This is a genomic window from Pseudomonas sp. Sample_10, assembly GCF_004321495.1.
Taxonomy (GTDB): Bacteria; Pseudomonadota; Gammaproteobacteria; order Pseudomonadales; family Pseudomonadaceae; genus Aquipseudomonas.
Map to the genome: position 1 here is coordinate 190,495 of NZ_RCOE01000034.1, position 25,341 is coordinate 215,835.

The 25,341-nt window shown below is 61.2% G+C and carries 19 protein-coding genes and 1 pseudogene; 2 read left to right on the forward strand and 18 right to left on the reverse strand.

All coding sequences use genetic code 11. The features are described from left to right. Window positions 1–580: 580 nt before the first annotated feature. Entirely contained in the window at window positions 581–1,537 is a 957-nt protein-coding gene (locus tag D8U18_RS03150; protein ID WP_131106999.1) for an AraC family transcriptional regulator, read from the reverse strand. A gap of 200 nt (window positions 1,538–1,737) precedes the next feature. Here D8U18_RS03150 and D8U18_RS03155 point away from each other — a divergent pair, with 200 nt between their 5' ends. Together D8U18_RS03155 and D8U18_RS03160 are read left to right on the forward strand one after the other, a co-directional pair. Next, window positions 1,738–2,691 (forward strand): diiron oxygenase, encoded by a 954-nt coding sequence (locus D8U18_RS03155; RefSeq protein WP_131107000.1) that lies wholly within the window; start codon window positions 1,738–1,740, stop codon window positions 2,689–2,691. Window positions 2,692–2,773: 82 nt separating this feature from the next. Next, on the forward strand, window positions 2,774–3,208 hold the full coding sequence (locus D8U18_RS03160) for an MAPEG family protein (RefSeq protein ID WP_056856901.1): 435 nt from the start codon (window positions 2,774–2,776) through the stop codon (window positions 3,206–3,208). A gap of 123 nt (window positions 3,209–3,331) precedes the next feature. Here D8U18_RS03160 and D8U18_RS03165 read toward each other — a convergent pair whose 3' ends face one another. From D8U18_RS03165 to D8U18_RS03245, 17 genes and pseudogenes are all read right to left on the reverse strand, one after another. Then, window positions 3,332–4,474, reverse strand: a complete 1,143-nt coding sequence (locus D8U18_RS03165; RefSeq protein ID WP_131107001.1) for an acyl-CoA dehydrogenase family protein — start codon at window positions 4,472–4,474, stop codon at window positions 3,332–3,334. A 13-nt stretch (window positions 4,475–4,487) separates the two neighbouring features. After that, window positions 4,488–5,681, reverse strand: coding sequence for an acyl-CoA dehydrogenase family protein (locus D8U18_RS03170; protein ID WP_056856556.1), 1,194 nt, complete (start codon window positions 5,679–5,681; stop codon window positions 4,488–4,490). Between the two features lie 171 nt (window positions 5,682–5,852). Next, the gene (locus D8U18_RS03175; protein ID WP_056856557.1) at window positions 5,853–6,935 is read right to left on the reverse strand and encodes a Zn-dependent alcohol dehydrogenase; all 1,083 of its coding nucleotides are present in this window, start codon (window positions 6,933–6,935) and stop codon (window positions 5,853–5,855) included. Window positions 6,936–6,964: 29 nt separating this feature from the next. Next, the gene (locus D8U18_RS03180) at window positions 6,965–8,317 is read right to left on the reverse strand and encodes a coniferyl aldehyde dehydrogenase (RefSeq protein ID WP_131107002.1); all 1,353 of its coding nucleotides are present in this window, start codon (window positions 8,315–8,317) and stop codon (window positions 6,965–6,967) included. A gap of 132 nt (window positions 8,318–8,449) precedes the next feature. After that, entirely contained in the window at window positions 8,450–10,624 is a 2,175-nt protein-coding gene (locus tag D8U18_RS29205) for a LuxR C-terminal-related transcriptional regulator (protein ID WP_131107003.1), read from the reverse strand. A gap of 136 nt (window positions 10,625–10,760) precedes the next feature. Next, on the reverse strand, window positions 10,761–12,128 hold the full coding sequence (locus D8U18_RS03190) for a DUF1329 domain-containing protein (RefSeq protein ID WP_130905736.1): 1,368 nt from the start codon (window positions 12,126–12,128) through the stop codon (window positions 10,761–10,763). Between the two features lie 26 nt (window positions 12,129–12,154). Further along, the gene (locus D8U18_RS03195) at window positions 12,155–13,987 is read right to left on the reverse strand and encodes a DUF1302 domain-containing protein (protein WP_056856561.1); all 1,833 of its coding nucleotides are present in this window, start codon (window positions 13,985–13,987) and stop codon (window positions 12,155–12,157) included. Window positions 13,988–14,154: 167 nt separating this feature from the next. Continuing rightward, window positions 14,155–14,943: a crotonase/enoyl-CoA hydratase family protein gene (locus tag D8U18_RS03200; protein WP_131107004.1), complete on the reverse strand. Its 789-nt coding sequence runs from the start codon at window positions 14,941–14,943 to the stop codon at window positions 14,155–14,157. A 9-nt stretch (window positions 14,944–14,952) separates the two neighbouring features. Further along, window positions 14,953–15,954, reverse strand: a complete 1,002-nt coding sequence (locus D8U18_RS03205) for an acyl-CoA dehydrogenase family protein (RefSeq protein ID WP_131107005.1) — start codon at window positions 15,952–15,954, stop codon at window positions 14,953–14,955. Window positions 15,955–15,975: 21 nt separating this feature from the next. Next, window positions 15,976–17,133 carry an acyl-CoA dehydrogenase family protein gene (locus tag D8U18_RS03210; RefSeq protein WP_056856564.1) on the reverse strand — a complete coding sequence of 386 codons (1,158 nt, stop codon included), beginning with the start codon at window positions 17,131–17,133 and terminating at the stop codon, window positions 15,976–15,978. Beyond that, the gene (locus D8U18_RS03215) at window positions 17,130–18,338 is read right to left on the reverse strand and encodes a lipid-transfer protein (RefSeq protein WP_130930743.1); all 1,209 of its coding nucleotides are present in this window, start codon (window positions 18,336–18,338) and stop codon (window positions 17,130–17,132) included. The genes D8U18_RS03210 and D8U18_RS03215 overlap by 4 nt, the downstream gene beginning before the upstream one ends. A 31-nt stretch (window positions 18,339–18,369) precedes the next feature. Continuing rightward, on the reverse strand, window positions 18,370–19,509 hold the full coding sequence (locus D8U18_RS03220; RefSeq protein WP_130905740.1) for an acyl-CoA dehydrogenase family protein: 1,140 nt from the start codon (window positions 19,507–19,509) through the stop codon (window positions 18,370–18,372). Between the two features lie 186 nt (window positions 19,510–19,695). Then, on the reverse strand, window positions 19,696–21,219 hold the full coding sequence (locus tag D8U18_RS03225) for a long-chain-fatty-acid--CoA ligase (protein ID WP_056856567.1): 1,524 nt from the start codon (window positions 21,217–21,219) through the stop codon (window positions 19,696–19,698). Further along, on the reverse strand, window positions 21,210–21,626 hold the full coding sequence (locus tag D8U18_RS03230; RefSeq protein ID WP_056856568.1) for a PaaI family thioesterase: 417 nt from the start codon (window positions 21,624–21,626) through the stop codon (window positions 21,210–21,212). The genes D8U18_RS03225 and D8U18_RS03230 overlap by 10 nt, the downstream gene beginning before the upstream one ends. Beyond that, a pseudogene (locus D8U18_RS03235) lies at window positions 21,626–23,185 on the reverse strand (long-chain fatty acid--CoA ligase); the annotation flags it as partial. The gene D8U18_RS03230 and the pseudogene D8U18_RS03235, both read right to left, overlap by 1 nt. 57 nt (window positions 23,186–23,242) lie before the next feature. After that, a complete protein-coding gene (locus D8U18_RS03240; protein ID WP_131107006.1) occupies window positions 23,243–24,046 on the reverse strand; it encodes an enoyl-CoA hydratase-related protein in 804 nt (267 codons plus the stop codon). 35 nt (window positions 24,047–24,081) lie between these two features. Further along, window positions 24,082–25,236 (reverse strand): CaiB/BaiF CoA-transferase family protein, encoded by a 1,155-nt coding sequence (locus D8U18_RS03245; protein ID WP_131107007.1) that lies wholly within the window; start codon window positions 25,234–25,236, stop codon window positions 24,082–24,084. Window positions 25,237–25,341: the final 105 nt, after the last annotated feature.

The window sequence follows — 25,341 nt, forward strand, 5'->3', positions numbered from 1 at the left end:
AATTCCATGTCCCACGGTTGGTGCTGTTCGGCCTGTTGACATTCGCGGCAGTGGGCTCGGCATCCGCCACACAGATGAAGGCCTCAGACCCTGTTTTCACAAAGCAAGCCACAGCCGTTGAGGCACCTGTCCAGGCCGCAGACAACCCTTGGCCGGCCTTGGCCAGTATGGCCGGCAAGCAACCGGCAACGTTGCTTGCCCATGACGACCGATACTGGCATGACGGCCGTTGGCACGATCGTAGACACGATTGGCGCAGAGACGACTGGCGCCGGGATAACTGGCGCAGAGAGCAAGCCCGCCGAGAAGCTGAACGCCGTCGTGACTGGGAGCGCCACCAGGACCGCGCCATGCGGCACCGTTACGAGGACGGTCACCGGTACTATCGTCGCTGATGCGAAGCCTATGATTCCACGTCTTGCGTGTGGAGTTTCAACGCGGGCATCCGTACATCCGATCGGCGCCAAAGTTGTTTGCAGGGCTTAGGCGCTGGATCAACCCCAGCCTGACGAAATGCGCACGGCTCTATCAAACATTTTCTGCCTGCCTTGATGTGAGCGTCCTCAGGCGCCAGCCCCTCTCATGCTGATTGCCTGCGCCAGATACCGGGGGATGTGCCGAACTGTCGTTTGAATGCACGACTGAACGCGGCCTCGGATTCGTAGCCCACTGCAAAGCCGATTTGCGCCACATTGCCGCGACCCTCGCGTAGTTGTTGAGCCGCCACGTGCATGCGCCAGAACGTCAGGTATTGCATGGGTGGCTGTCCGACCAACGCCGTGAATCTCTCCGCGAATACCGAGCGCGACATGCCCACTTCAATCGCCAGCGCTTCTGCCGTCCAGCCCTCGGTTGGACGAGCATGGAGCAGCGCCAGCGCGCGCCCGATATGTGGATCTCGCAAGCCCGCCAGCCACCCGCGCCGTTCAGCGGGGAGGTTGGCGACATACTGGCCGACGGCTTCGACGAACAGTAATTCGGAGAGTTTGGCGATGACCGTTGCCGAGCCGACGCGCCCCGCCGCAATTTCACTGACGGCGAAACGAAATGAACTTTCAATCCAGGCACCCGAAGGTGTCGCACGGACGTCCAGTTTCAATAAGGATGGCAACGACGAAAGCAACGGACTGAACGGTGTTTCAGAGCCGAGGAAGCCGCACAACAACTGTGTGGCCTCGCCGCCCCCGCCGCATTTGATTCTTGATATGCCACCGACTTGCGGCGGCTGAATGACTTCGCGCGCCGACATCGGGGCAACGCTTAGATCACTGCCAAACGTATGAACGTCATTGCGCGGTAGCAGAATGAGTTCGCCTGCCTGCACGTCGAGGGTGGCACCATCGTCGACCTGCAACTGCATGTGCCCCGCTGCGACAAAATGCGATGCAATGATGTGTCGCGGGGCCGCCAGGAACGGTTTGCAATCGTCCGCAGAGATTCTTCCGCTGAGACACCAGGGCGCAGTGAACTCTGCCTCGAGGAAGATCCCCCCGGACAGCCGAATCACACGCAGCACATCAGATAGCGCATCCAGCAATTGCCAGCCCTCCTTTCCGGAGTTTGGAGCAAGTAATCAGGCGCACTGGTCATTCGCCGCCTGAGCGGCGAGGCCTAGATTAGCACCAACGAGGACTCAGTGATCGAGACGATCCACAGACGCTACACCGATGGTCATTGACTCCCGCGTTAACCGTAATTGGCCCTATTCCAACTCGACCACGCCAGCCGGAGATCAGTATGAACGCTGCCACTACCCTGCCCCGCCCGGATTCAGGCAATGCCGCCCGTTATGCTCAACTTGTCCGCTCATCGAAGAAAGCGGAATGGCAGATCGATCGCGACTTGCTGCAGGACCGCGACTTCGACTTCTCGCGAAAATTCTTGCCCGACGGCCTCTCGCATATCGACCGTCTGACCTTTCTCGCCGCAGACGACGCCCGCCTGCTTAGCCAGATTCAGGGCCGGACCTATGCGTATATCTTTGGCCTGGTCGAGCGTTTTATCAGTGCCAAGATGCTCGATCAGGGTCGGGCCCATGTATTTGACGATCAGCTTGCCCTCGAAGCGTTGGTTCGCTTTTCCAACGACGAGATCAAGCATCAGGAGCTGTTCCGGCGCATTGAGACGATGATGGGTACTCAATTGCCGGCAGGCTATCGCCAAGTTGCCGATCCGAACGATGTGGCGCGCGCGGTACTGGCGGCCAGCACTTGGGCGGTGCTGGCGCTGACCTGTCATATCGAGCTGTTTGTCCAGACGCACTATGTGCAAAGCATCGCCCCGCGTGAGGAGTTGTGCCCACTGTTCAAGGACGTCTTCAAATTTCACTGGAAGGATGAGAGCCGGCACGTCGTACTCGATGAACTGGAGTGGCAGGCAGAGCACGCAAAACTCTCGCTGGCCGAGCGCGACCATGCCGTGAACGACCTGATTGGGCTGGTGGCGGCGGTAGACGCCATCCTGCAGGCGCAATCGACAGCCGATGCCGACTACTTCATTGGAAATGCCTCACGATCGTTCAGTGTCGAGCAGACCGCGCAAATCAAAGCCTGCGTGCTGCGAGCCTACCGCTGGCAATACATTGTCTCGGGTGTGCAGCATCCACACTTTGCACGGCTGCTTGCGCGCATGACAACGCCAACACAGATGTCCAGGATTCAGACCGCACTGGCACCGATCATGAGCCATTGATCAATACGTTGCGACCGACCGCGTGTCGGTCGCGCGACAGTGGAATGACGTGCTGAAACATGATTGATTGAGGATGGCAGCCATGACGATCGCGATGTGGATGCTGCTTGGATTTGCGACCTGGACCCTACTATTGTTGATGGCAACCGTTGGCGTCTATCGCTGGGTCAGAATCCTGTTGTCGAATGTCCCGATCGCTTCTTTCCGGAGCGATCAGCTCGAAGGCGAGGATTGGTATCGGCGCGGGACCAGAGCTCATGCGAACTGTGTGGAAAATCTGCCGGTCTTTGGCGTCATCGTGTTCGTGATTTCAGCCCTTGGGTTGGACGGTCCTGCGGTGAGCTACTTGTCCATAATCGTCCTGATCGCTCGTGTGTGTCAGTCTCTGGTTCACGTATCCCATGTGCAAACCGATACGTTCGTCGCGGTTCGGTTTACCTTCTTTTGCATACAGTTGATCTGTTTTCTCGCACTCATTGTCATTGCCGTTTGTTACGGCGCAGGAATGCTCAAATAGAGAGATGAATTCGTACGGGGTCTGCCTTACAACATCACGCCAGGTGGTGTGCAGATTGCACAGGTCCGTTCGAAGGCGCCGGGGCGGCTATCGCCGCCACCGTCTTTCTCAGTTGAAACTGCCTTACGCTGCCGGCATCAGCTTCGCATAAGCCTGCAAATGGTGATCGTCATCGCCAAACTGACGCGCCACCATCAGCAAATGCTTGGCGTGGTGCGACAGCATGTATTCCCAAGTCAGGCCGATCCCGCCGTGCAACTGGATGCCCTGGTCGGCGACAAAACGGCTGGCGCGGCTGACGATGAATTTGGCCGCCGCCAAGACCCGGCGGCGCTCGTCACTGTCTGCCTGATCGGCCACACAGGCGGCGTACAGGGTCATCGAAGTGGCTTGGTCCAGCTCGATGCGCATATCGACCATGCGGTGCTGCAAGGCCTGGAACTTGCCGATCGGTTGGCCGAATTGCTGGCGCGTCTTCAAATAATCGAGGGTCAACGCACAGGCAGCCTCCATGCTGCCGATAGCTTCGGCACATTGCGCGGCGATGGCGCGGCCCTGCTGGTAGCGCAGCGCTGGCAACGCCTGGCCCGGTTCGCCGAGGAGCGCGGCGCTGGCGACGAACACGTCTTCGAGAAACAGATCGCAGGCCTTGCGCCCATCCACTGTATCGAAGACGCGCCGCTGCACGCCGCAGGCTTGCGGATCAAGCAGGAACAGGCTGATGCCATTGTCATCCCGCGCGCCCTCGCTGGTGCGTGCCGAAACCAGTATCAGCCCGGCGCTCTGCCCGCCGATGATCACTGACTTGCGGCCATTGAGTTTCCAGCCACCGTCTACCGGCTCGGCCAAAGCCTGCACGTCATGCAATTGGTAATGACCCTGCGGCTCATCGACCGCCACCGCCAGTTGCAGGCTGGCATCGGCGACTTGTGGCAACAATCTGGCCTTCTGCGCTTCGCTGCCCAGTTGCGCGATCAGGCCACCGGCAAAGATCACCGAGTGCAGGTAAGGCTCCAGGCACAGTCCGCGCCCCAGCTCGGTCATGATCAGCATGTTATCCACGCCGCTGCCGGCATAGCCGCCGTAGGCTTCGGCAAAGGGCACTGCGCATAATCCCAGATCGCCCAACTGCTGCATGAATGGCACGCTGAAGCCGTGCGTGCTCTGGCGATACTGTTCTCGTTGCTCGAAGCCGTAAACATCACGCACCAGGCGCCCGGCGGTTTCCTGCAGCATCAGCTGCTCTTCTGTCAGTTTGAAATCCATGATCGGGGGCGCCTTAGAGTTCTAGGATCATTTTCGCGATGATGTTTTTCTGGATTTCGTTGGCACCGCCATAGATCGAAGCCTTGCGCGCATCCAGATACTGATAGGTGGCCGCGCTGCTGTAATCGGTGTACAGCAACGGTTCGGTGCCGTAACCCAGTTCATCCTCGATGAACGGCATGGCGTAGGGGCCTACGGCTTTACTGATTAACCAGGTAATCGCCTGACGAATTTCGGTGCCCCTGATCTTCAGGAACGAGCTCTCCGCGCCTGGAACTCCCCCATCGCGAACGGCCGCCAAGGTCCGCAGGCTACTGATTTCGGCGGCAATCAATTGCATCTCGACTTCGGCGATCTGTACGCGAAACAGCGGGTCATCGATCAATGGCCGGCCATCACGCCGCTCTTCACTGGCAATCTGTTTCAGACGATTGAGCAGCGCCTTGTTGTGGGCGATTCCGCCAATGCTGGTGCGTTCATGGGTCAGCAAATACTTGGCGCAGGTCCATCCCTGATTTTCCTCGCCAACCAGATTGGCCACCGGCACCCGCACATTATCGAAGAACACCTCGTTGACTTCATGCTCACCGTCGAGGGTGATGATCGGTCGTACAGTGATGCCCGGCGTCTGCATGTCGATCAACAGAAAGGAGATGCCCCGCTGCTGGCGAGCTTCGGGGTCGGTACGTACCAGGCAGAACATCCAGTCGGCAAAATGCGCCAGGGTGGTCCAGGTTTTCTGACCGTTGACCACATAGTGATCGCCGTCGCGCACGGCGCGGGTTTTCAATGACGACAGATCAGAGCCCGCACCCGGCTCGGAATAACCCTGACACCACCAGTCGTCGCAAGTGAGAATGCGCGGCAGGAAGTGGGCTTTCTGTTCGTCCGTGCCGAACTTCATGATGACCGGAGCCACCATTTTCAGGCCAAACGATGAGACCTTCGGCGCGCCGGCGGCGAAACACTCTTCGTCGAAAATATGCTTTTGCACGTCAGTCCAGCCGGTACCACCGAACTCGACCGGCCAGCCAGGGGCCAGCCAGCCCTGGCGGTTGAGTGTGCGCATCCACTGCACTTGGTGCTCTTTGCTCAGGCGCTTGCCCTGGGCGATGCGCGCAGCGAATTCGCTGGGCAAATGGTCGCGCAACCAGGCACGAACCTCCTCGCGAAAGGCGCGTTCGTCCGCTGTGAAATCAATGTCCATCCATCCACTCCAAAAAAACCGAATGCTCAGGCACTTATTCGAATGCAGCAGAAAAACCTGTAGGAGCGAGCCTGCTCGCGATGGTCGCCGACGATGACGCTGGCGGCCTGACACCCCGTGGCGGTCTCTGGTTTTTCGCGAGCAGGCTCGCTCCTACCGGAATTACGGCAATTACTCGAAAATGATCACCGAACGCGCCAACTCGCCACGGCGCAGCTCGTCGAACGCATCGTTGATCTGCTCAAGCCGGATGCGCTGGGAAATCATTTCGTCGAGCTTGAGTTTGCCCGCCATGTAGAAGTCCACCAGCCGAGGCATGTCGACCGGAAAACGGTTCGAGCCCATCAGCGAGCCCTGGATGCGGCGTTCATGTAGCAGTTGCAGGGGGTCCAGCTCGATTTTCAGGCCGGGCTTGAGCATGCCGATCACAGTGGCAGTGCCGCCGCGAGCCAACATGGCGAACGCTTGCTCGGCGGTCTGCTTGAGGCCGATGCACTCGAAAGCGTGATGCACACCGCCACGGGTCAGCTCCATCACCTGTTTGGCCGCGTCGCCGTTTTTGCCATTGATCAAGTCGGTGGCACCAAACTGCTTGGCCAACTCCAGTTTCGAATCAAGCATGTCGATGGCAATGATGCGCCCTGCCCCGGCCAGTGCTGCGCCATTGATGGCCGCCAGACCGATCCCGCCACAACCGATCACGGCCACGGTTTCACCCGGACGCACTTTGGCGGTATTGAACACCGCGCCGGTGCCGGTGGTCACCGCGCAACCGAGCAGGGCGGCACGGTCGAGTGGCATGTCGCGGCGAATCGCAACGCAGGCGTTTTCGTGCACCAGCATCTGTTCGGCGAAGCCTGACAGGTTGACGAACTGCGGTATCGGCTTCTGCACATACGTGAGCCGCGACTCTTCATCCGCGCCGCGCTTGGTTTCTGGCGATACGCAACGTGCCAGGTGGCCAGTCACGCAATGTTCGCAATGGCCACAGAACACGGTCAGGCAGGTGACGACATGATCGCCCGGCTTGACCGAACGCACTTCGGAGCCGACCTGTTCGACCACACCGGCCGCTTCGTGGCCCAGCACCAATGGCCCCGGATACGGGAACGAACCGTCAATCACATGCAAATCCGAATGGCAGACACCAACCGCTTTGGTGCGGATCAGCACTTCACGCGGGCCCGGTTTGCTGATGCCCACTTCTTCAATGACCAGCGGAGCTCCAACCTGGTGGAATACAGCAGCTTTCATGGCAGTTCTCTCAAAAATTAATCAGGGGTTCAGGCCGGGTTTGGCGCGGTGCGCAACACGGCTTTGGCATGACTGAAGGTGCGGAAACCGTCGATACCGTGATAGGCACCCATGCCGCTCTGGCCGACGCCGCCGAACGGCAAGCCTTCGGTGCTGGCGTGACTCAATACACCATTGAGGGTCACGCCACCGGAGCAGGTACGGGACAGCACTTGCGCTTCCTCGGCGGCATCGTTGCCGAAGTAATAGAGAGCCAGCGGACGTGGCCGCGCGTTGATCCAGGCAATCACTTCGGTGATGGTGTCGTAGGGTTTGATCGGCAATAACGGGCCGAAGATTTCGTCCTGCATCACCCGTAGATCGTCGCCGGGATCGCGCAACAGGGTCGGCACGATTTTGTTGCGCGTCGCGTTACTGAAGTCTTCAGCGCCGGCATTCAATTCGACTAGCTCGACACCGGCCTCGCGCGCTTCACTGAGGTAGCCCAGCAAGCGCTCGTAATGCCGACTGTTGATGATCGAGGTGTATTCGGGATTGTCCTTGAGCGTCGGCAGAAATCCGGCGACCACCGCTTTGGCGATGCCGATGAAGGTATCCACCGATTCCCGTGGCACGAACACGTAATCTGGCGCGACGCACAACTGACCGGCGTTGAGCAACTTGCCGATGACAGTCTTGGCCACCGCGTCCTTGAAGTCCGCCGTGCGGGAAATAATGGTCGGCGATTTACCGCCCAGCTCCAGGGTCACCGGCACCAGATTTTCCGCCGCGGCACGCAGCACGTGCTTGCCGATGCTGGTGGCGCCGGTGAACAACAGATGGTCGAAAGGCTGGCCGCAAAACGCCTGGCCAACGTCGGCACCGCCCAGCACCACCGCCACTTCGTCTTCGGCGTAGACCGAACGAATCAGGCGCGCGATCAGGGCCGATGTCTTTGGGGTGAATTCCGAGGGTTTGATCATCACCCGATTGCCGGCGGCAAGGGCGCCGGCTAGACCACTGAACACCATGTAGCCAGGGACGTTCCATGCCGTCACGATGCCCACCACGCCGAGCGGCTGGTATTGAACCCAGGCTTCACCGGCTCGGGCCTGCCGTTGCTGCGGGCGCATCCACTCGGCCAGTTCGGCCTGGGTCTGTTTGAGGGTCGCCAGTGGCGAAAGCACTTCACTGCCTTTGGAGAAACCGGGGCTGCGATGGCCGAAATCCGCCGTCAGCGCGTCGATGATTTCCCGTTCGTGATTGACCAGCAGACCGATCGCCCGCTCAAGCAACTCACAGCGTTGCTCGACACTCCAGGGTTCGCAGGCCAGGAAGGCCGCCCTCTGTTTTTCCAGCACCGTGCGGATGTCCGTGCTCGTCCAACTCTCGATGGCGCTCATCACTACCTCTCTTGTTGTTGTCTGGACGCCACCGCGATTGCGCAGCATTGCGTCGGGTTCACTGCATGGTTGACCATCGGTCGCGCCACGCCGCCACCCGGATCAGGTGGGTGGCGTTTCAAGTGGTGTGGTTCAGGCCAGAATGCCCATGGCCTTGGCGCTGTTGATGGCCTGGGTGCGACGACAGGCGCCGAGCTTGACGTTGATGTTCTTGGCGTGGGTCTTGACGGTATTCACCGAAATGAACAGGCGATGGCCGACCTCGCGCACCGACATGCCCGCGGCAAGCAACTTGAGCACTGACACTTCGCGGGGTGTCAGACCGTCCTGATAATCCGGCATGCGTGCCACGGCGGGGACGTCAATGTCGGCCCCCTGATCGCGAAATCCATTGCGGTTTCTCTGCAACTCGATCGGGCCCTGGTAGCAGGCGCTGTCGATCCTGCCCCAATGCATGCGTCGCTCGGCTTCACACAACAGCTGCTGCGCCTGTTCCTGGTCATGCCTGCGCGAAGCGATCTCGGACAGCAACAGGTAGGCATTGAGCACAAATGGCGCGCAACAATCGCGGACCTGCATCAGTCCCGCCTGCACCACTTGCTCGGCTTCATCGGCGCGGTCTTGCTGTAACAGCAACTCGCCTTGCAGGAACAGCAGCCGCCCGAGCAGTGGATAGGGCTGGGTTCTGCTGCCCGTCAGTTGCGCAAGTTCAGTGCGCAACAGCGAATGCGCCAGCGCCGATTTTCCCTGAAGCAACAGCAACCGGACTCGATCTGTGTTCACCAGCACCTCGGCTTCGCGACTGCCCTGGCGCCTTGCAAGCTCCAGCGAGTGTTCCAGCAACACCTGGGCTTCGTTGAGTTCTCCGGTCTGCATGTCGATCCGTGCGAGGGTGCAATGACACAACAACACTGACAGCCAGTCCTGCACGGTCAGGTATCGCAGCGCTGCGTGGCAATGCAGGCGCGCCTGTTCGACGTTGCCGCGCAGGGTGTGCAGGGTGCCGTACAACGCCTGCCAGTTAGCCAGCAGGCGTTGATTGCGCTTGCGATCGGGCAGCGGGCAAAAACGCCCCAGCCGTTGCAGGCACTCCTCGGCCTCGTCCAGTCGACCACTGAACAGCAGCGCCTTGGCGCACAAATAGATCAGCCGCGAGCTGCTTTGCAGCAATTGCGGTTCGATACGCTCGCGCCAATCAATAAAGCGGTCCAGATGCCGTTCGCTGAGGATCCAGCTCAGCCACAAGCGCTCCATGTAGCTTGCGGCCACTTCTGGCTGATCAGCACAGAGTGCTTGCTCGACAGCATCGTCGACCTGCCCCAGTACGCCCAGCAACTGACAGGCGCGCAAGCGCAACCGATTCAACGGCACGCCGCTCAACCTGTCTTGCAGCGCCTGCGCCACGGCAGGCAACAACCGGAACCAACCGGGTTGGTGGTCGATCGGGACAAGAAAAACCTGGGCGTCGAGCAGACTTCTGAAGACCCTGGCGCCCTGCTGTTCTTCCCAGAGTTGCTGGCAGAGATCGGCGCTGGCCTTGGCCAAATGAGCCAGTCCGTAGAGGACTTCGCGCTGTTCGTCGTTCAGACGCGCCAGCAGTTCACGCTCGAGGTAGGCGCCGAGCAACGCAGACGGCAGCAGACGAACACCGGCGCACCACCCCGCCGTTTGATGCCACAGTTTTTCCCTGGACCTGATGTCCGCGGTCGGCATGAGCACACTGACCAGCGACTCGAATTCATCAGGCCGCAACGCCAATTGCCGGGCATCCAGCTCCAGCAATTGCCCGCCGAGCATCAGCTGCGGCAAGTTCCATTCGGGGCGTTGGCGGCAGGTGACCAGCACCTGCAAGCCCGGGTTTCGCAGGGACAGGAGTTGGTCGAACCAACGATTGAGGTTTGCCGGCATTTGCGCTGGCAAGTCATCGAAGACCAGGCGAAGTGTTGGATTTTCGCTGCCTGGACTGGCCCTATCACTGGTAGGCAAGCTCCCACAGTTGATCGCATTTCCCTGTGGGAGCTGGCTTGCCAGCGAAGACGGTTGAGCAGTCAGCAGTTCCCTTGAGTCGAGCAACGCCAGCAAGGCATCAGGCACCGTTTCGGGCGCCAAGCCCAGCTCACCGGCCAGCATCTCGCTCAAACCTTCCAGTGTTTGCGGCAAGCCACCCAGGCTCATCCATACCGCCTCACCGCGCAAATACTCGCGCAGCAATGCTGTTTTCCCATAACCGGCAGGCGCGCAAAGCAGTTGCAAGCGACACTGCTCGCGCTTGAGTACGTCGCACAGATGCGGCCGTGGCACAAACATGGCGGACCTCGCTGATGGTGTGAGGATGCCATCATTGGGCGAGCCGACTGTTTGCGCGCCACCCGCATCAGGTGGGGCCTGCCTGAAAGCACAACGCCCTGCGAACAGGGCGTTGGATTCAAGCCAGGGCCCGACGTCAGCGAATGCCGGCGTTACGCAGCGCCGATGGGGTGAAGTCGGTCATTTTCGCGGTCATGCCATAGGTCGTTGCATGTTTGGCCTGATTGGTCATGGCCAATACGTTGTAGCGACCCGCGATCAGGTCATAGATCCCGAGCATGGCGAAGTTGGAAGCGCCGCGCTCGTAGTCATTGATCGCATAGCCTTCGGCAACTCGCCACAGCTGTCCGCGACCATCGTAGTGATCGACCTCGGCAAGCTGCCAGGTGTCTTCGTCGAAGTACATGTCACGCTTGGCATATACATGGCGCTGGCCCGGTTTCAACGTGGCCTCGACATGCCACACGCGGTGCAACTCATAACGGGTCAGGTCCTGATTGATGTGCCCCGGCTTGATGATGTCGTCGTACTTCACTTTCGGCGACTGCAACCGATAGTTGTTGTACGGGATGTACAGCTCCTTTTTGCCCACCAGCTTCCAGTCATAACGATCCGGCGCGCCGTTCATCATGTCGGTGTTGTCGGCGGTACGCATGCCGTCGGAGCCATTGCCCGGCCCGTCGTAAGCCACTTGCGGTGCACGGCGTACGCGGCGCTGTCCGGCGTTGTAGACCCATGCCAGGCGCGGTTCCTTGACCTGATCGATGGTTTCGTGGATCAGGATCACACTGCCGGCCATGCGCGAAGGTGCGGTGATTTCCTGTTTGTAGTAGTACAGAACGTTGTCACCTGCCCCACCTTCGACCCCTTCCATCAGCTGCGGGAATGCCAGCTTGTCGTCGTACTCGACGATCGAGTACGACCCGTTGGCCTGCGGTGCAGCCTGAGCCGCCTGCCGCTCCATGTTGCCGCCGCGATAGCGGTTGGTGTGGTTCCAGTAAACCTCGACGCCATTCTTTGGAATCGGGAACGGGTAGTAACGGGTTTGCGTGAAGTTCTGCAGGCCATTACCGTCAGGTGTCAGCTCGGTGGTCACCGCGCTCTTTTTCGCAATGTCGTAAATGTTCTGCGGTGACGCCGCGGTGCGCTGAGTCTTGTACACCGGGATCCTGTAGCTGTCCGGATAGCGTTTGAACATCGCCAGTTGGCCCGGCGTCAGCTTGTCCTTGTACTGGTCGGCGTTGGCCGCGGTAATCACCATTAGTGGCTTGTCACCAGCGAAAGGATCGCCGAGAAAGCCATTCTCGAGTGCCGCCGCACCGGGCTTCAAACCACCGGCCCAGGCCGGAATGCTACCGTTGGCGTTACCTTCTTTCTGTGCGCCCAACGGTGTCAGCGTGGTGCCCAACTGGGCGGCTTCCTGGGGCGAAACGGCGGCCATTACAGCACTGGCCAGCAACGACAGACTCAGTGCGCCGGCGCGCAGAATAAAACGTGCGTTCATGTTCAGTTTCCTCTGGCAGGGTTGCATCAGAAATTCACGCCGAAGCTGAGCGCAACGTAGTCGCGATCGACGTTGGTATTGAAATCGCCACCGAAGTAATTGGTGTAACTGAGGCTGGCGTTGTAGGTGTTCAGGTAATCGGCATCTACCCCGACACTGACCGCTTTGGACCCTTCATCGAAGTTCGGACCGTAGCCAGACACGTCATGGGACCAGGCCAGGTTCGGCGACAGGTTGATGCCGGCGATCACGTTCTGGTAATCGAGCTTGCCGCGCAGGCGATAGCCCCAACTGTTGCTGGTATAGAAACCATCGTCGTTGCATTCCTGCGCCGGGTTACTGGCAGTCGGCGTGCCGGCGGCAGTGCCCAGGCAAGTAGCCGGTCCCGCTGCACCTTGCAGTTCGCCACTGCCAAAGGCCGGGCTGCGACCGAAACGCAGGTCGGAACCGTCGGCCTTGCCCAGGCCGTTGATATGGTTGTAACCGACCTCACCCACCACAGTCAGGCGACTGGCACCGAGTACCTGGTCGAAGAACTGGGTCGCGGTGACCTGGGCCTGGGTCACTGGCATGCGCTTGTAGCCGTTGACCTCGGCGCCCAGATTGCGGCCGGCAAAACCGGTAGTGATCAGCGGCGAAGTTGCACCGAACGTCGCCGCAGACAGCAAATCAGCCGTGTTCAGTTGCAACGGCATGTTCGGCCGGTAGCTGACTTCGCCACCCAGCGATACGCCTGAAACGTTGGTCTGGAAGCTCAAGCCGTAAAGGCGAATGTCTTCCGGATAGTCGACGAAATAACGGACACTGCGCGCCGAAGTCACACCGCCAGCGGCACTGCTCATCTGATTGATGCTCAGGTAAGGGTTGCGGCTGTGGTAGTTCATTGCGTAGGCACCGAACTCGGTGTCGTTCGCCTCCGGCACGTACCAGCGCAGGGCCAGGCCATACTGTCCGCTGTCGCGCGCATCGTTATCTTTCAGACGTGGAATAAAGGCGTCGTCGGTCCCTGCCGCGACGGCAGCCAGACCGCCGGTGTTGCGTGCCGCACCCGGTGGCAAATCCAGCCCGGCAACCACCAGGCGGTCGTTACAACCTTGCGGTACGCCGTCATTGCCGAAGAACGTGCCGCAGTTGTCGACCACCGACTTGTCCCACTCCAGCTGATAAAACGCTTCGGCGGTAATGTTATCGGCCAGCCCCTGGGACACGTAGAGCAAGTTGACCGGAATCAGGCCTTCCTTCACTTCCGCGCCCGGACGACGCAGGGCTGCGACGTCGATCGGGTTGATGCTGTTGATCGAGTTGCCGATAAATGTACTTTCGCCCCAGCTCACCACTTGTTTGCCCAAGCGAACGTTGCCGACCTGATCACCGATGTTGTAGTTGTGGTAGACGAAGCTGTCGAGGAACATCGCCCCGGACGATTTCGCCGCGCGATCACGTCCCGAGTCGTTGATGTCATAGAACGGACGGCTCTCGTCCATCAGTTCAAAGTCATACCAATATTTGCCACGCACGAATGCGCCGCTGTCTGCGTACTTGAGCTCCAGGTCGTGCACGCCTTTGAAGATCTTCGAGAAGGTCTCCCCTTTCTTGAAGTTCAGGCGGTTGTCATCGGTCGTCCGCGACGAGGACTCGCCGCCAGTGACACCTTGGGAGTTGAAGTTGGAAATGAACTGCTTGTCCGGGTCGGCCGTCGACCAACTGGCCCCTACCGACAGCGACGAGTCGAACGTCCCTTGAATCTCCCCGATGTTGAAATCCACAGCATGAGCCTGATTGCTCGCGCAGGTGGCAACCATCACAGCGACGGCCAGCAGACTTGGCTGAAAGACTCCGCGCATTGTTGTTTTTGTCATGCGGTTTCCCCGGTTAAGGATGACGTGGTGAGAGCCCATGCTAGCGAGGCTCCCGGGATGCCCTCACACCCGAATGGGTGATTTGAAGGACGTGTTTTTTGCACTTTTCATTGCCGCGTAACGACCCGTTTCGAGATGCGCTCGACGGGCGTTACGCCTGGTGACACTTACCCGGTGAAAGTCGGGGAGCGCTTTTCGATGAACGCCGTTACCGCCTCCCGGTGATCGGCCGTCTGGTGCGACAGCACCTGGAAGGTCGCCGACATTTCCAGCAGCGTGTCGAGTCGCGTATGCAAGGCTTCGCGCAACAACCGTTTGGCCAGGCGCACGGCGTGGGGTGGGTTGGCAGCGATCGCCGCGGCAATTCCCCTGGCGTTGTCCAACAGTTGCCCGGCCGGGACGACGCGGGACACCAGGTTCCATTGCTCGGCCTGGCGGGCATCGATCGTTTGCCCGGTCAGGGTCAGTTCGGTGGCCCGCGACAAGCCGATGATGCGCGGCAACAACCACGCACCGCCGTCGCCGGGAATGATCCCGAGCTTGACGAAGCTTTCAGCAAACTTGGCCTGCTCGGATGCCACGCGGATGTCGCACATGCAGGCCAGATCGAGGCCTGCACCAATGGCGGCGCCGTTGACCGCGGCGATGACTGGCACTTCCAGATTGAACAGCGCCAGTGGCAGTCGTTGAATGCCGGTGCGGTACTCCTGACGCAACTGCATGCCCGACATCTGCGCGTATCGGTCCATGTCGCGAACGTTGCCGCCGGAGCAAAACGCGCTGCCTGCGCCCGTGATGATGACCGCGCGCACACTGCTGTCGCGCTCGATCCGTTCGATGGCTTCGAGGAACTCGGGAACAGCGCTATTGCCCGTCAAAGGGTTGCGGCGCTCGGGGTCGTTCATCGTCAGGGTGACGACATGCCCCTGTTGTTCGTACTTCAGAAACTCACTCATGGGGTGTCCTCAAGCAGTTTGTGACGGGGTAACAGTGCGCACGAATTCACTGGCGGTAACCTTCGGTTTCTCCAGCAATGCCTGGCCGACGATGTTGTTCCACCAGGTCTCCGAACCTTCGCTGACCCGCCATTGGTGCAGGCGCCGAGTGAACAGTTGCAGATCCAGCTCTTCGGTCACGCCGATAGCGCCGAACAATGCATGGGCAATGGCGGTCACCTGTGGAACGGCCATGCTGGTGCGGGCCTTGGCGATGGCCGCGGGAATCAAATCGGGCACCGGACGGTCGCCTGCAAAGGCCAGTTCGGCAGCAATTCGGGAAGCGGCCACCTGCTCCGCCATGACGCTGAGCTGATGCTGGACCGCCTGGAATTTGCCGATGGCCTTGCCGAACTGGATCCGGTCATTGCAGTACTCAAGCGTCATGCCGAGCACCTTCTCCATCGCGCCGGCAATGGACGCTGCATGGATGGCAGCGTTAAACAGGCGAGCCTCTTGTCCCTTGCTTCCAAGAGACACGCCGCCGGCGTCCTGCGGCCAATACAGCGTGGCGCACTGGCTGCCATGCACACCGTCGGGCTCGCGCCGTGCCTGACTGCAGTCAAGCAACAACAACTCGCCCTGCAGGTTCACCAAGGCAAAATCGGCAAGGGTGCCGTAGGCCAGGCGCGGTACGCACAAGCCATCATCGGCCTGCCGGAAAGCCGCGCCCGCCAGGGTCAACATGCCGTTCGGCGGTGCATGCGGGCAGTCACGCATCAGTGCCCGTGCGGCAATGCTTTGGGCTACCGGAAGCGGCAGTGCATGACGGCCGAAAGCGAGGAAAATCGGGAACAACGACTCCAGTGTCAGCCCCGCGCCGTCCGCCACTTCCGGGGTCAACAACTCGAGAAACCCGCCGTTCTCCAATGCGCTCCATAGCGCCGTGGCGCGGTCGCCGTTTTCAACCGCGCGAACCAGCGCCGGGGTGCACAAGTCAGTCAGTATTTTCTCAATGGCTTCAGTGAACATGACGATGTTTCCTATTCGATATCAGCGCAGGCCAAGGCCACGGGCAATCATGCCGCGCAGGATTTCCCGGGTGCCGCCGCGCAACGAAAAAGTCGGCGCGACCTGGTTCAGGTAGGCGACGGTGCGGTACAGCTCATCGTCAATCGGAGCATCCGGATTCGCGCTGATGGCTGCGGCAATAGCGGCCGGAATCGATTGTTCGAATTCGGTACCGATGTCCTTGACCAACGCCGCTTCCACCACCGGACTCTGCCCTTGGGCGAGCAATGACGTCAGCGCCACCGATAAATTGCGCAGGCTGGTCAGTTGCGTAAGGAAACCGCCGAGCAACGCTGTCTCGGCGACGCTGGCACCGTTGCGGCGCAGGGTCTCTGCCCACAGGTCGAGCAGCACCACGCTGGAATAGAAGCGCTCCGGCCCGCTGCGCTCGAACGCCAGTTCGGCATTGACCTGTTTCCAGCCACTGCCCTCCTCGCCCACCAGCGCGTCCTCACCCAGCAGCACATCGTCGAACGCCACTTCGGAAAAATGCGCATCCCCGGCGAGGTCAACAATGGGCCGCACGCTGATGCCCGGTTGCTTAAGATCGATGATGAATTGCGACAGCCCGTTATGGCGGTCTTCCGGCGAACCGCTGGTGCGCACCAAAGCGATCATGTAATCGGCATGGTGGGCATTGGTGGTCCAGATCTTGCGACCGCTCAGGCGCCACCCGCCTTCGCAACGGCTGGCCCGACTGCGCACACTGGCCAGGTCGGAGCCTGAGTTGGGTTCGCTCATGCCGATGCAGAAAAACGCTTGTCCGGCACAGATGCGCGGCAGGTAAAAATCTTTCTGTGCGTTGCTGCCGAACTTCAGGATCAACGGCCCGCTCTGGCGGTCAGCGATCCAGTGCGCCGCCACCGGGGCACCGGCCGACAGCAACTCTTCGACCAACACAAAGCGGCTGAAGGCATCGAGCCCGGCGCCACCGTAGGATTCGGGCAAGGTCAGACCGACCCAGCCACGCTGTGCCAGTTTGCGACTGAAGGCGGCGTCGAAACCGGTCCAGCTGCGTGCCCGCACATCGGCCGCAACCATTGGCAGGTGCTCGGCCAGAAAGCTTTTGACTTCGGCCCGAAAGGCCTGCGCGTGGTCGGGCAACGCGGTCAAGCGGAAGGCGTCGAGCAGGCTGCTCACTGGGCACCCCCGTTGACTTTACCGTACAGCGTCACCACGCACGCCCCACCCAGACCGAGGTTATGCGCCATGGCCAGGCGTGCGCCCTCGACCTGTCGCTGATCGGCGTTGCCGCGCAATTGCTGGGTCAACTCGTAGCACTGCGCCAGACCGGTGGCGCCCAGTGGGTGGCCCTTGGAAAGCAGGCCACCGGATGGGTTGACGACAATTTGTCCGCCGTAGGTGTTGTCGCCGTCCATGACGAATTTTTCCGCGCCGCCTTCGGGGCAAAACCCCAGCGACTCGTAGCAGATCACTTCGTTCTGGGCGAAGCAGTCGTGCAGCTCGCAGACGTCGATGTCTTGTGGTCCGACGCCCGCCTTTTCGTACACCTGGCCGACGGCGGCATGGGTCATGTGCGTGCCGACCCAATCGAGCATTGACGGTTTTTCGAAGTTGAAGGATTGCGGCGTGTCCGTGGTCATCGCCTGGGCGACGATTTCCACGTCACGACGCAAGCCATGCTTTTTCGCGAAACGTTCGGAGACCAGAATCGCCGCCGCGCCACCGCAGGTCGGCGGACATGCCATCAGACGGGTCATGACGCCTGGCAGGATTACCGGGTCGTTCATCACGTCTTCGACACTGAGCACCTTGCGAAACAAAGCGAGCGGGTTGTTGGCGGCATGACGGCTGGCCTTGGCGCGTACCGCGGCGAAGGTTTCCATCTTGCAGCCGTATTTGTCCATGTACTCGCGCCCGGCACCGCCAAAGGTACGGATGGCCTGCGGCATGCCCTCCATATCGGCGGTCAGGCCACGCAGAATCGGCAGGAAACGCTCGCGGGTCGGCGGGCGGTCGTCCCAATGGGATTTCAAAGCGCCGGCCTGCATTTGTTCGAAGCCGACCGCCAGCACGCAATCGGCAGAACCGGATTCAATGGCCTTGCGCGCCAGGAACAGCGCAGTGGAGCCGGTCGAGCAATTGTTGTTGACGTTGACCACCGGAATCCCGGTCATGCCGATTTCGTACAGCACGGTCTGACCGCAGGTGGAGTCGCCATAGACGTAACCGGCGTAAGCCTCCTGGATCAGGCTGTAATCGATCGCCGCATCGGCCAGGGCGAGACGTATCGCTTCGGCCCCCATCTGCACGTAGGTCGGGCTGTCGCTGGGCTTGCGGAACGGGATCATGCCGACGCCGGCAACCAGTACTTTTTCGCTCATGGTGTCACCTGGAAGAATGAGGGGGAAAGGATCACAACTGGCGCGCGATGAGTTCGCGCAGCACTTCGCTGGTGCCACCGAAAACCCGGGTCACGCGCATGTCGACGAAGGCGCGGGCGATCGGGTACTCCATCATGTAGCCGTAACCTCCATGCAACTGGACCATGTCGTCGATGCACTTCCACAGGGTTTCAGTGGCCAGGAGCTTGGCGATGGCCGACTCCTGGACCGTGAGGCGACGACGCATGTGTTCGCCGATGTAGTGATCGATGGTCAGGCGCACGGCCGTGGCCTGGGCCTTGATGTCGGCGAGCTTGAATTTGGTGTTCTGGAAGTCCCAGACGGTCTGGTTGAACGCCTTGCGATCCTTCACGTACTCGACGGTCTGTTCCAGCAGGCGTTCGAGTTTGGCGGCGCTGTACAACGCGATCACCAGGCGCTCCTGCGGCAGCTCTTCCATCAGGTGCATGAAGCCTTTGTTTTCCTCACCGAGCAGGTTGCCCACCGGCACGCGCACGTTGTCGAAGAACAGCTCGGCGGTGTCGGCGGCATGCTGGCCGACCTTTTCCAGCTTGCGCCCGCGACGGAAACCTTCGCGGTCGCACTCGACCATGATCAGGCTGCAGCCCTTGGCGCCGGCACTCGGATCGGTCTTGCAGACGACCACCACCATGTCGCAGGTCAGGCCGTTGCTGATGAAGGTCTTGCTGCCATTGATTACCCATTCGTCGCCGTCACGCACGGCGGTGGTGCGGATCGCCTTGAGGTCCGAACCGGTGCCCGGTTCAGTCATCGCCACGGCCAGAACGGTTTCGCCGGTGCAGATTTTCGGCAGCCATTTGTGTTTCTGCTCTTCGGTGCCCAGACGCACGATATAGGGCGCGACGATGTCCGAATGCACACCCAGGCTCCAGCCCGAAACCCCGGCGCGGTACAGCTCTTCGATCAACACCGCAGAGTGACCGAAGTCACCGCCGCCACCGCCGTATTCGGTCGGCACGGTGAGGCACAGCAGATTGTGGCGGCCAGCCTTGAGCCAGGTTTCCCGGTCAACCTGCCCGGCCTCGTCCCACTGAGCCTGTTTGGGCAGGCATTCACGTTCGAAAAAACGCCGCGCAGTTTCACGCAGCATTTCGTGGTCTTCACGGTAGACGGTACGGTTGATATGCATCGGGCTCTCCAGTGGGTTGCCAGGCAAGGCTTGCGCCTGGTTCGTGAGTCCACTGTATTGACGCGGGCGGGTGGTGCAGCCACCCGGATCGGGTAGCGATTGCGCGATGACTGGAGAAGCGAAATTCACGCAACAACGCAATACCCTGTGGGAGCCAGCTCGCTCCCACAGGGGTTCAGGGTGTGGTTATTTGCGCAGTTCGCGCTTGAGCACTTTGCCCGCAGCCGACAGCGGCAGTTCGGCGCGGAATTCGACGGTTTTCGGGCATTTGTAGGGCGCGATGAACTCGCGGCAGTATCGGCGCAATTGTTCTTCGTCGACCTGTGCATCAGGCTTGCGCACCACGACCGCGTGCACCGCCTCACCCCATTGTTCATGGGGAATGCCGATCACCGCGCACAGCGCCACGGCCGGGTGCCGGGCCAGGACGTTTTCGACTTCCGCCGAGTAAACATTTTCGCCGCCGCTGACGATCATGTCCTTGAGGCGGTCGACGATGAACAGGTAGCCCTGTTCGTCCATGTATGCGGCGTCACCGGTGTACAACCATCCGTCACGCAATGCCTTGGCGGTTTCTTCGGGTCTGTTCCAATAGCCCTGCATGATGTTCGGCCCACGCACGATGATCTCGCCGACCGTGCCACGCGCAACCTCCCGGCCTTGCGGATCGACGATCTTCACATAGACCCCCAACCCGCCACGCCCGACCGAGCGCGACAAACCACGCTTGCGCGCGTCCGGCGTGTGGTTCCAGGGCAGATTGCTCGACACCACCGGGCACGCTTCAGTCAGCCCGTAGGAATGGGAAAGTTCGATATCCGGAAGCCTGGCCAACACGTGCTCGACCATTTCACCGGCGCTGGGAGACGCGCCGTAGGTCAGTCGCCTCAAGCTGCTGAGGTCACGCCGAGCAAAGTCTGGATGGGCCAGCAGCGCGAGAATCATGGTCGGCACCAGCAGCGTTTCGGTGATCTGTTCACGCTCGATCACCTGCAGCACTTCACCCGCGTCGAAACTCGCCACCAGCACATGGCTTTCACCGGCCAGCAACTGAATCAGCGCCCGCGCCATGCCGGCGACATGGAACAGCGGCGCCACATGCAACAGTCGACCGTCACGGATTGGCGGCATGTCAACCATGCGCGGCATGCATGCCGACCACAGGTTCAGGTGCGATTGCATGACGCCCTTGGGAAACCCGGTGGTACCGCCGGTGTACATGATGCAGGCAAGGTCTTCACCCCCGCGTCCGGCATCTTCGACCGGTGCCGCCTGTGCCAGCAGTTGCTCGAAACCGAGCATGCCCACCGGCACCTGGCCCTCCCCGGCGTAGATGAAGCGCGGCGCGTGGCGGGCGCTCTTGCGGATGTTCTCGGCCAACGCGGCGAAGTGCTCATCGACGATCAGAATCCCGGTCGCACAATCGTCCAGCGAAAAGACGATCTCCGGCACACTCCAGCGCGTGTTGATCGGGTTGAGCACGCCACCGCCCCACCAGACGCCCATGATGTACTCCAGATAACGGTCGCTGTTGAGTGCCAGCATGCCAACCCGGTCACCCGCTTGCATTCCCAGCTGTTGCAAGGCGCCCGCCAGGCGAGCCACGCGCTCACCAAACTGGCGGTAGGTCTGACGCCGATCACCGAATACCGTCGCAAGCTGATGCGGATTTTGCTGCAGGGTGCGTTGCAGGCATTGGGTCATGTACATGGTGTCTGGCCTTTCCAGGTGGTGAAGACGCCATTGGCACGCAGGACCAGACGCTCGCCGACCTTCAACAGGCAGCAGGCGCTTAAAAACGTGCCGCTGCTCTTGAGCACTTGCACATGCGCCTCGAGCCAGTCGCCTTCGCGCACCGGGCCGAGGTAATCGACATTCAGATTGACCGTCACCGCCACCGACTGCGACACCGAATGGCGCCGCAGAATCACGCCGAACGCGCTGTCAGCGACGGTGGCGAGGAAGCCGCCGTGGGCGATGCGCACGTAATTGAGGTGCTGCGGTTCCAGGCGCACCGCCAGGATCGGCAGCACTTCATGCAAATAAAATTCGCCACAGCTGCGCAGGAACCCCGAGCGTTGTTCCAGCGCGGTGAAGCCCTCGGGGATCGTCGCCATCAGCTCACCCCTCGATCCTTGCCAGCCCAAAACGGCTCACGCAGATCGCGCTTGAGCACTTTGCCGGCACCGGACAGCGGCAACGCGGCGCGGAACTCAACCGATTTCGGCGTCTTGTAGCCGGCGATCTGCCGTCGGCAATGTTCGATAATCTCTGTGCCAGGCACTTCGTGATCGGGCTTGAGCACGATCACTGCGTGCACCGCTTCGCCCCATTGCGCGCAAGGAATGCCGATCACTGCACAGGCGGCGACGGCCGGATGACTGGAAATCGCGCTCTCGACTTCACCGGAGTAAACGTTCTCGCCACCGCTGACGATCATGTCCTTGAAGCGGTCGACGATGTAGATGTAACCGTCGTCGTCCATGTAGGCGCCGTCGCCGGTGTGCATCCAGCCGCCACGCAAAGCCTTGGCGGTTTCCTCGGGTTTGTTCCAGTAACCGAGCATGATGTTCGGGCCACGCACCAATACTTCACCTACCGTTCCGCGCGGCACTTCGTTGTCATGTTCGTCGACGATGCGCACGGTCACGCCCAGCCCGGGGCGCCCCGCCGAACGCAGTCGGCCATTGGCGATACCTTCGGGGCCGTGATTTTCCGGACCGTTCGCTGAGATCGGCGGCGCAGCTTCGGTCATGCCGTAACCCTGGGTGAACTCGACATTCGGCAAGGCCTTGAGGGCCAGTTCCAGCAACGGCACGGCTATCGGCGACGCACCGTAGGTCAGGCTGCGCAGGCAACTGAGGTCATGGCGAGAGAATTGCGGGTGCATGATCAAGGCCTGGATCATGGTCGGCACGATCAGAATGTCAGTGATGCGCTCGCGCTCGATGGTTTGCATCACGTTCAGCGGGTCGAAGGCGGGGACGAAAATGCTCGGCAACCCCAGCAACGAGATCAGGATCACCCGCGACAGCGCTGCAAGGTGGAACATCGGCGCGATGTGCAGGGTCAGTGCATCGGCCGGCACCGGAACATCGGCGGCACGCGCGACGGCGGCGGTCCACAGGTTCATGTGTGACTGCATTACGCCCTTTGGCAGGCCGGTGGTGCCGCCGGTGTACATGATGCTCGCCAGGTCGTCGCCGCCACGAAAGGCATCGTCCACCGGCTCGGCATCGGCAATCAGCTGCTCGTAGGACAACATGCCGTCAGGCGTCGGGCCTTCGCCGATATGGATCAGCAGTGGCCGCACCCTGGCGCTGCCGGCAATGCTTTGGGCCATCGCCAGGAATGTGTCGTCGATCATCAGGATCCGCGTGTCGCAGTCGTCCAGCGAATAGACGATTTCCGCCACGCTCCAGCGAATGTTGACCGGGTTGACCACGCCACCGCCCCACCAGGTGGCCAGGTAATACTCGAGAAAGCGGTCTGAGTTCAGACCGAGCAGGCCCACACGGTCGCCGGTGTGCATGCCCAGTTGCTGCAAGGCGCCAGCCAGGCGAGCGACGCGCTCGGCCAACTGTGCGTAGGTGTGGCGCCGGTCACGAAAGACCGTGGCGAGGGCATGAGGGCGTTGCTGCAAGACACGGTGCAGTCCTTGGGTCAGATACATGGTCGTTTCCTGTGAATTATTGTTGTCAGGCCGGGACGAATGCGAGGGTGAAGAACGCCGTCAGGCGCCGGTGTATTTGGGGACGCGCTGTTCGTTGCTGGCCGCACGCCCTTCGGCGTGATCCTTGCTATCGCGCAATAGCCCCCAATGAAGATGAGCCAGGGTGACGAAGTCGCGGGGGGATAAATGCGCGGTCTGCAGCGCCAGACGCTTGATCGACTGCACCGCCAGCGGACCGTTGGCAGCGATTGATTCGGCCAGGGTCAAGGCCGCCGACAGCAGTTGCTCCCGGGGCAGCAGGTCGACGATCAGGCCGATGCGCAAGGCTTCCTGCGCGCTGATCGGCTCGCCGGTCAGGGCCATTTTCATCGCGTGGGCGGCGGGTACCGCCCGCAGCAGGTACTGCACACCACCCGCGGCCGGAATGCTCGCATCGCGCACTTCGGGCAAACCGAAGGTGGCGCCGTGAGCAGCAAGACGCAGATCACATTGCAATGCCAGTTCAAGACCGCCCCCCAGGCAAGCACCATTGACCGCCGCAATCAGTGGCTTCCAGACCTCAAGATCAGTGAGATCGAACAAACGTGTGTAACCACCCTCTTCGGCTTCGGTCTCGCGGCTCTTCATGGCGCTGGCTATGTGACCGACTGTCGACAGCGACGACTCCTTCTGGCTCGCACCGCAGCAAAACGCGCGATCTCCGGCACCGGTGAGCACGATGACCCGCACCTGCTCATCATCCTGGCAAGCCACCAGTGTCTTGCGCAGGTGCATCAGCTCGCTGACGGTCAGTGCGTTGTTCGACGGTTGCGCATCGAGCGTGATCAGCGCCACGTGATCGATGATCTTGAACTGAATGGCCATGGACTAACCTCTTCGTTGTTTTTATGGGTGGGAGGTCAGGCCTTGAAGCCCAGGCCAAGCGCATGCAGACGCTCGATGGCGAGGTTGTCGAAACCCCAGTCACGCAGCGCATCGTGCCCGTGTTCGCCGCGTTGCGGCGCCGTTCGTGGCGGGGCCGAGGGCGTGCCGAGAAAACGCGGGGCCGGCACTGGCTGGACCACGCCGTCAACCTCAATGAAGCTGCCACGGGCCACGCTGTGCGGGTGTTCGGCGGCTTCGGCCAGGCCCAGCACCGGCACCACGCAGGCGTCGCTGCGGGCAAACGCTTCGGCCCAATCTGCCCGGGTACGGCTGAGGAAAGCTGCGGTAAACGCCTCACGCAAGCGCGGCCAACCGGCGCGATCGTGCTGCCTCGGCAGATCGGCGTTTTCCAGCCCGAGAATCTCCAGCATTTCGGCGTAGAAGCGCGCCTCGATCGGCCCGATCGACATGTGCTGGCCGTCGAGGGTTTGGTAGGTGTCGTACCAGGGCGCACCGCCATCGAGCAGGTTGCTGCCACGCTGCTCGGTCCAGTGACCGCCGGCCAACAGGCCCCAGATCACCGAGCCCAACTGCGCCGCGCCTTCGGTCATGGCGGCATCGACCACCTGTCCCGCCCCGCCACGCTGCACGTTAACCAGCGCCGCCAGCACGCCCATGGCCAGCAGCATGCCGCCACCGCCGTAATCGCCGACCAGGTTCAAGGGCGGCACTGGTCGACCACCGGCCGGACCAATGGTGGACAGCACGCCCGACAACGCGATGTAGTTCAGGTCGTGGCCGGCACGGTCGGCCATCGGCCCGGTCTGGCCCCAACCGGTCATGCGTGCGTAAACCAACTGCGGGTTACGCGCCAACACCACCTCCGGGCCCAGGCCCAGGCGCTCCATGGTGCCGGGACGGAAACCTTCGATCAGCACGTCGGCGCGCTCGATCAGCTCCAGCGCGGCGGCGACACTTTCCGGGCGTTTCAGATCCAGAGTGACCGAGCGGCGGTTGCGGCCGGTGATGTCAGCGCGCTTGCCTTCAAATTTCGGCCCCAGGTCGCTGGCCTTGACCGGACGGTCGATACGCACCACGTCGGCGCCCATGTCCGCCAGCAGCATGGTGCCGAAAGGCGCCGGGCCGATGGCCTCAAATTCAACTACTCGAATGCCGCTCAGTACGCCCATTGCCGCCGCTCCTTGTTCTGACGGAGCGCCAGTCAGCACCCCTATTTTGTGCCATCCAGTAAATCAATCCGTTATCCGGGGACCACCACCCGCATCGGGTGGCGA

Bases quoted from the DNA above. Each gene is read 5' to 3' on its own strand.
- D8U18_RS03155 (WP_131107000.1), top strand. From the start codon at position 1,738: ATGAACGCTGCCACTACCCTGCCCCGCCCGGATTCAGGCAATGCCGCC.
- D8U18_RS03160 (WP_056856901.1), top strand. From the start codon at position 2,774: ATGACGATCGCGATGTGGATGCTGCTTGGATTTGCGACCTGGACCCTA.
- D8U18_RS03165 (WP_131107001.1), bottom strand. From the start codon at position 4,474: ATGGATTTCAAACTGACAGAAGAGCAGCTGATGCTGCAGGAAACCGCC.
- D8U18_RS03170 (WP_056856556.1), bottom strand. From the start codon at position 5,681: ATGGACATTGATTTCACAGCGGACGAACGCGCCTTTCGCGAGGAGGTT.
- D8U18_RS03175 (WP_056856557.1), bottom strand. From the start codon at position 6,935: ATGAAAGCTGCTGTATTCCACCAGGTTGGAGCTCCGCTGGTCATTGAA.
- D8U18_RS03180 (WP_131107002.1), bottom strand. From the start codon at position 8,317: ATGAGCGCCATCGAGAGTTGGACGAGCACGGACATCCGCACGGTGCTG.
- D8U18_RS29205 (WP_131107003.1), bottom strand. From the start codon at position 10,624: ATGTTTGTGCCACGGCCGCATCTGTGCGACGTACTCAAGCGCGAGCAG.
- D8U18_RS03190 (WP_130905736.1), bottom strand. From the start codon at position 12,128: ATGAACGCACGTTTTATTCTGCGCGCCGGCGCACTGAGTCTGTCGTTG.
- D8U18_RS03195 (WP_056856561.1), bottom strand. From the start codon at position 13,987: ATGACAAAAACAACAATGCGCGGAGTCTTTCAGCCAAGTCTGCTGGCC.
- D8U18_RS03200 (WP_131107004.1), bottom strand. From the start codon at position 14,943: ATGAGTGAGTTTCTGAAGTACGAACAACAGGGGCATGTCGTCACCCTG.
- D8U18_RS03205 (WP_131107005.1), bottom strand. From the start codon at position 15,954: ATGTTCACTGAAGCCATTGAGAAAATACTGACTGACTTGTGCACCCCG.
- D8U18_RS03215 (WP_130930743.1), bottom strand. From the start codon at position 18,338: ATGAGCGAAAAAGTACTGGTTGCCGGCGTCGGCATGATCCCGTTCCGC.
- D8U18_RS03220 (WP_130905740.1), bottom strand. From the start codon at position 19,509: ATGCATATCAACCGTACCGTCTACCGTGAAGACCACGAAATGCTGCGT.
- D8U18_RS03225 (WP_056856567.1), bottom strand. From the start codon at position 21,219: ATGTACATGACCCAATGCCTGCAACGCACCCTGCAGCAAAATCCGCAT.
- D8U18_RS03230 (WP_056856568.1), bottom strand. From the start codon at position 21,626: ATGGCGACGATCCCCGAGGGCTTCACCGCGCTGGAACAACGCTCGGGG.
- D8U18_RS03240 (WP_131107006.1), bottom strand. From the start codon at position 24,046: ATGGCCATTCAGTTCAAGATCATCGATCACGTGGCGCTGATCACGCTC.
- D8U18_RS03245 (WP_131107007.1), bottom strand. From the start codon at position 25,236: ATGGGCGTACTGAGCGGCATTCGAGTAGTTGAATTTGAGGCCATCGGC.